This window comes from Roseateles sp., from assembly GCF_044373315.1.
Taxonomy (GTDB): Bacteria; Pseudomonadota; Gammaproteobacteria; order Burkholderiales; family Burkholderiaceae_C; genus JACDQM01.
This window is the reverse complement of the sequence record NZ_JBILQK010000144.1, coordinates 1-5,875: the sequence shown is the minus strand read 5'-3', so window position 1 is coordinate 5,875 and position 5,875 is coordinate 1. Positions and strand designations below refer to the sequence as shown.

Below are 5,875 nucleotides of genomic sequence, written 5' to 3'. Positions count from 1 at the left end.
CTGGTTCGACAAACTGGGCTTGCCCAGGCTCTCATAACCTCAAGCGCTCGAACCGCCTGGTGCGGACCCGCATGCCCGGTGGTGTGGGAGGGGTGGAGTCGATAATGGCTCACCCCTATCCCGATTGAGCAAGCCACAGTTGCAGCAGGCCCATGGCACGTCCGCTGCTGGAGCGCCGCGGCTCAGCCCTCCACGATGCGCCGCAGCCAGTCCGGCAGCGGTGTCGACTTCTGCGCCGGGAAATCCATCCACACCGTGGTGGCGCCGCCGGCAGCGTAGATCGTCTGCGGGTCTTCGGCCCGCGCCATCGTGATCCAGGTATCGAAGCTGGTGCGGCCCGGGTTGGAGACGTAGTGGCGGGTCAGCACTTCGCCAGGGTATTCAAGCTGCCGGTAGAAGTTGCAGAAGGCATTGACGATCACCGGGCCCTGGCCCTGCGGGTTGGGCGCCGCTTTAAGGCTGTCCAGCCAGTCCACCCGCACGATCTCCATGTAGCGGAAGTAGATCGTGTTGTTGACATGGCCCATCGCATCCATATCGCCCCAGCGGATGGGGATACGCATCTCATGGACCAGCTTCTTCTGCTCGGGGATTTCAAGCTTCATGATGCGGGGGCTTGCTCGTCCAGGCCCAGCTCTCTCATCAGCCGGGCCACCTGGGCCTTGAGTTGATCGACTTCGGCGCGCAGCAGGGCCACATCCTCGTCACGTGCCGAAGCAGCCACGGGGACTGCGGCGCCGGGCGCAGGCAGGCCCGCCTCGCCGCACAGCAGATGCGCCCAGCGAGCCTCGCGCGCACCAGGCGCACGCGGCAGCTTGACGGCCATCGGCGGCTCGCGCTCGGCCAGCTCGTCGAGAAAGCCTTCGACCGAAGAGATGTCGGCGAATCGGTGCAGGCGCTCGGTGTGCAGGCGCAACTCTGCCGGGGTTTGCGGGCCGCGCAGCATCAGCAAGGTCAGCAGCGCCAGCGCGGCGCCTGGCACGCCCAGCGCGCGCGCGCCGTTGTGCTCGAAGCGCACCACGCGGCTGCCGCTGACTTCAAACACCAGGCTCATGGACTTGAGTTCATCCAGCGCCTGCAGCACTTCGGATTCGGCCAGATTCATCACCGGATCACGCGCGGTCTTCTGGTTGCAGCCCAGCGTCAGGCCGTTAAGCGACATCGGGTAGCTGTCAGGTACCGTGTGTTGCTTCTCGACCAGCACGGCCAGGACGCGGGCTTCGACGGGGGTGAGGTTCCTAAGCGGCATGGGACCCTCGGTCAGACGCCAAAGCCATCATCGGCCTGGATCACCGCGCCGTTGATGAAGTGGCTCTCGTTGGCGCAGAGCATCAGCAGTGCAGTGTCCAGATCTTGCGGCTGGCCCACGCGCTTGCGCGGCAGCAGATCGACCAGCTTCTTGCCACCTTCGGTACTCCAGTGGTGATGGTTGATCTCGGTGTCGATATAGCCCGGGCAGATGGCGTTGACGTTGATGCCGAACTTGCCCCACTCCAGCGCCATCGCGCGAGTCATGTGGATCACTGCGGCCTTGCTCATGCAATAGACGCCAATCTGGCTGAGCACGCGCAGGCCGGCCATCGACGCGATGTTGACGATGCGCCCGCCGGTGAAGGTGCCAGGCGCAGCGCCGCGCGAACGGGCCAGCATGCGCTTGCCGACTTCCTGCGCCACGAAGAAGGCGCCGCGCAGATTGGTGTCCATCACGAAGTCGTAGTCGTTCTCGGTGACGTCGGTGAGTTTCTGCGTGGTGCTGACACCGGAGTTGTTGATCAGGATGTCGATCGTGCCCATCTCGGTCTCCGCATGCGCCACGGCCGACTTGATGCTGTCCAGATCGGTCACATCCAGGGTCACCACATGGGCATCGCCGCCAGCGGCTTCGATCTCGGCACGCAAGGTCTTCAGGCGCTCGATGCGCCGCCCGGCCAGCACCACGCCGGCACCGGCCTGGGCGAGGGTCTTGGCAAACTGCGCGCCCAGGCCGCTGGAGGCGCCGGTCACCAGGGCCACGCGGCCCGACAGGTCAATGCTGTAGCTCATCGCTTGCTCGTCTTTCTGCTGTGTTCAATGCCACGGCCGCTCGAGTGGCGAAGGAGCCGCCTGCTCTGGCAAGGGCCACCCGCCAAGTGCCGTGGGAGTTACGCAAAACGATAGCACGCAGCCACGGCCCGCCGATGTCACCCAGCGGCCTGGCGCGGTGTGTCGCCGCATCGGCGCGACGGACGATGTCAAAAAAGAACGATCGTGCTATTTTTTGATGATGCGCCGCTAGAATCCGGCGCAATCGCCAGGGGGCAGCCCACGCACCCTGACTCAACTAAAGCAAGGACAAGCATGAGCTCCGAAGATCTTGTTGCCCAGTACGGCCCGCGTGAAAGCATGGAGTACGACGTGGTCGTCGTGGGCGCCGGCCCGGCCGGCCTGGCCACCGCCATCCGTCTGAAACAGCTGGCGTCCGAGAAGGGCCAGGAGATCTCGGTGGTGGTGCTGGAAAAGGGCTCGGAGCCCGGCGCCCACATCCTGTCTGGCGCGGTGATGGATCCGATCGCAATCACCGAGCTGTTCCCGAACTGGAAAGAGCTGGGCGCACCGTTGAACCAGCCGGTGTCGGGCGACGAGGTGCTGTTCCTCAACGAAACCGGCGCGACGCAGACACCGCACTGGCTGATCCCCGAGTGCTTCCACAACCACGGCAACTATGTGATCTCGCTGGGCGCGGTCACCAAGTGGCTGGGTGAGCAGGCTGAAGCGCTGGGCGTCGAGATCTTCCCGGGCTTCACCGCCGCCGAGATCGTCTACGGCGACAAAGGCGAGGTGCGCGGCGTGGCCACCGGCAATATGGGCGTGGGCAAGGATGGCGAGCCCACCGGTGAGTTCCAGCTGGGCATGGAGCTGCTGGGCAAGTACACGGTGTTCGCCGAGGGCGCACGCGGCCACCTGGGCAAGCAACTGATCAACAACTTCAAGCTCGACGCCAACAGCGACCCGCAGAGCTATGCCATCGGCATCAAGGAACTGTGGGAAGTGTCGCCCGAGCAAGCCAAGCCCGGCCTGGTGGTGCACACCGCCGGCTGGCCGATGGACGGCGAGACCTATGGCGGCGGCTTCCTCTACCACCTGGAGGGCAACAAGGTCACGCTGGGCTATGTGGTCGGCCTGGACTACAAGAACCCCTGGCTGAGCCCCTTCGAGGAAATGCAGCGCTGGAAGACGCATCCCAGCATCCGCAAGCACATCGAGGGCGGCAAGCGCATCGGCTACGGCGCCCGCGCCATCACAGCCGGCGGTGCGCTGAGCATCCCCAAGACCGTGTTCCCGGGCGGAGCCCTGGTGGGCTGCGATGCCGGCTACTTGAACGCCGCGCGCATCAAGGGCAGTCATGCGGCGATCAAGACCGGCATGCTGGCCGCCGAGGCCGCCTTCGAGGCTGTCAGCGCCGGCCGCCAGCATGACGAGCTGGCCGCCTACCCGGCCGCCTTCGAGCAGAGCTGGCTGCACGCCGAGCTGCAGCGCTCCAAGAACTTCAAGCAGTGGTTCAAGAAGGGCAACACCGTCGGCGCGCTGATGACCGGCATCGAGCAGTGGTTCCTGCCCAAGCTCGGCGTCAAGGTGCCGCCCTGGACCATCCACCGCACCCTGCCCGACCATGTCTATCTGAAGCCCGCGGCCGAGTGCGCCAAGATCGACTATCCGAAGCCGGACGGCAAGCTGACCTTCGACCGCCTCTCGTCGGTGTTTATCTCCAACACCAACCATGCGGAAGACCAGCCGGCCCACCTGACGCTTAAGAACGCCGAGGTGCCAGTGCAGGTGAACCTGGCCAAGTTCGCCGGCCCCGAAAGCCGCTACTGCCCGGCCGGCGTCTACGAGTTCGTCAAGAACGAGGACAACAGCGACCGCCTGCAGATCAACGCGCAGAACTGCGTGCACTGCAAGACCTGCGACATCAAGGACCCGACGCAGAACATCGTCTGGATCACGCCCGAGGGCGGCGGCGGTCCGAACTACGCCGGCATGTAAGCCGCTACCGAACCGGGCGCCCTGCCCGGCTTGGTGAGATCAGCCCGCCGCGTGCCTAGGCATTCGATAATTTTCTTGCCCGCTGGGTCTTACTACGCCGATGGCCCACGAAACCCTGGAGAGCAAGCATTGGCGAGGGCTTCCGGCAGATTGCCGTCACGCAGTGATGCGTAACCATCGGCTGCTTGAAGACGCCGAGTTGACGCACCCGCAGCGCAATATACAATTGCCATATACGTCCTCATGAGGAGCTTGGCATGTCCGTAGGAACTGTCTTTGTCAATAACCGCACCCAGGCAGTTCGCCTTCCCTTGGACGTGCGCCTGCCCGAGGGTGTCCTCAAGGTAGAAATACGTGTCAGGGGTAACGAGCGCATCCTCGCCCCTATTGGCCAAACCTGGGACAGCTTCTTCCTGAGTGGCCCCAGCGTCAGCGAAGACTTCCTGCCCGAACGCGCCAATCAGAACCAGGCAGAGCGGGAAGCGCTCTGATGCTGCGCTACCTGCTGGATACCAACATCGTCATCTACGTGTTGAAACGGCGCCCCATCGAGGTACTGGCTACCTTCAACGCGAATGCCAACCGCATGGCAATCTCGTCCATCACCCTGGCCGAACTCATGCACGGCGCAGAGAAAAGTAGCCGCGTGAACGAGAACCTGTCAGCCATCGAGGACTTTTGCAGCCGCCTGGTCGTTCTGCCCTACAGCGCCAAGGCCGCCCAGCACTACGGTGCCATTCGTGCCTGTCTGGAAAAGCTCGGCCAACCCATAGGAGTGAATGACCTCCACATCGCAGGCCATGCACGCAGCGAAGGTTTGGTGCTGGTGACGAACAACATGGCTGAATTCGAGCGCGTGCCTGCACTTGAATTGGAAAACTGGGTCAGCCCAGCCCCATAAGCCAAGGCTTTGCCGGGCGTCAGACACAACTCTGGGCTTCGCGACGGTTACCTATCTTGGGCCAACAGCGTAGTAAGACCCTGCCCGCTTCAGACCAGCCCCAGCCGCTGCATCCAGACGGCCAAGGCCTGCTCGTCCGGCGTGCCCTGTTGCGAATGCGCATGAATGCGCGCGCGCTCAATCGCGCTGCGGTTCTGGCTGACCTTGGCCTTGGCTTCAATGCTGCGCACGCGGATGCGAAAGCCGACGATCGCGCCCAGCAGCTTGTGCTGGAAGTCCTCGGGCAGGCCACGCCACTGCGGTGCGTACTCGGGCTCATGGCGCGCGATCAGGCGCTTGAGCAAAGCATCCTTCGCGGCAGCATCGTCGATCAGTTCCAACTCGCCATGCACGTGGACCGCCAGATAGTTCCAGGTCGGTACGGCCAGCGCGCTCTCGTAATGGCGCGGCGACACATAGGCATCCGGCCCGTTGAACACCACCAGCAACTCGCGCTGCGCGGCCAGCCAGGGCCAGTGCGGATTGGCGCGCGCCATATGACCTTCCAGCCACCAGTCCGCGCCGCCTTCACCTGCGCCGCCACGCACCAGCGGCACATGGGTGACGAAGCTGCGTCCTTCTGCGTCGGGGCCGATCAACAGCGCGAACGGCTGCTGATCAATCAGCTGCTGCGCCAGCGCGAGCTCAGGCAAGTTGAAGTGCTTGGGTGTGTACATGGGCAGTGCGTTCAGCGAAGGACGTCGCAAATGTTCTTGTTGAAGCGTCGATGCTATCCGCCGACAGCGCACGCTAAGCCCTGACCAGGTCGATGCAGCGCTGCGCGCAAATCGGGATAGGGGTGAGCCATTATCGACTCCACCCCTCCCACACCACCGGGCATGCGGGTCCGCACCAGGCGGTTCGAGCGCTTGAGGTTATGAGAGCCTGGGCAAGCCCAGTTTGTCGAACCAG

At 64.1% G+C, this 5,875-nt stretch carries 7 protein-coding genes; 3 read left to right on the top strand and 4 right to left on the bottom strand.

The genetic code is table 11. The features are described from left to right. Window positions 1–182 precede the first annotated feature (182 nt). Genes ACIQ67_RS18925 through ACIQ67_RS18915 form a run of 3 tightly spaced genes read right to left on the bottom strand, consistent with a single transcriptional unit; the run spans window position 183 to window position 2,043 of the window. Window positions 183–605, bottom strand: a complete 423-nt coding sequence (locus ACIQ67_RS18925) for an acyl-CoA thioesterase (protein ID WP_397535930.1) — start codon at window positions 603–605, stop codon at window positions 183–185. Next, on the bottom strand, window positions 602–1,249 hold the full coding sequence (locus tag ACIQ67_RS18920; RefSeq protein ID WP_397535929.1) for a YceH family protein: 648 nt from the start codon (window positions 1,247–1,249) through the stop codon (window positions 602–604). Before ACIQ67_RS18920 ends, ACIQ67_RS18925 begins: the two co-directional genes overlap by 4 nt. Before the next feature lie 11 nt (window positions 1,250–1,260). Further along, window positions 1,261–2,043 (bottom strand): SDR family oxidoreductase, encoded by a 783-nt coding sequence (locus tag ACIQ67_RS18915; protein WP_397535928.1) that lies wholly within the window; start codon window positions 2,041–2,043, stop codon window positions 1,261–1,263. A gap of 294 nt (window positions 2,044–2,337) precedes the next feature. Between ACIQ67_RS18915 and ACIQ67_RS18910 the strand changes: the two genes are divergently transcribed. From ACIQ67_RS18910 to vapC, 3 genes are all read left to right on the top strand, one after another. After that, on the top strand, window positions 2,338–4,023 hold the full coding sequence (locus ACIQ67_RS18910) for an electron transfer flavoprotein-ubiquinone oxidoreductase (RefSeq protein ID WP_397535927.1): 1,686 nt from the start codon (window positions 2,338–2,340) through the stop codon (window positions 4,021–4,023). 257 nt (window positions 4,024–4,280) lie between these two features. Continuing rightward, complete coding sequence (vapB, locus tag ACIQ67_RS18905; protein ID WP_397535926.1) at window positions 4,281–4,514, top strand: type II toxin-antitoxin system VapB family antitoxin; 234 nt, start codon at window positions 4,281–4,283, stop codon at window positions 4,512–4,514. Then, window positions 4,514–4,924: a tRNA(fMet)-specific endonuclease VapC gene (gene vapC / locus ACIQ67_RS18900; RefSeq protein ID WP_397535925.1), complete on the top strand. Its 411-nt coding sequence runs from the start codon at window positions 4,514–4,516 to the stop codon at window positions 4,922–4,924. Before vapB ends, vapC begins: the two co-directional genes overlap by 1 nt. An 89-nt stretch (window positions 4,925–5,013) precedes the next feature. Here vapC and ACIQ67_RS18895 read toward each other — a convergent pair whose 3' ends face one another. After that, window positions 5,014–5,640: an FMN-binding negative transcriptional regulator gene (locus ACIQ67_RS18895; RefSeq protein WP_397535924.1), complete on the bottom strand. Its 627-nt coding sequence runs from the start codon at window positions 5,638–5,640 to the stop codon at window positions 5,014–5,016. Window positions 5,641–5,875 lie beyond the last annotated feature (235 nt).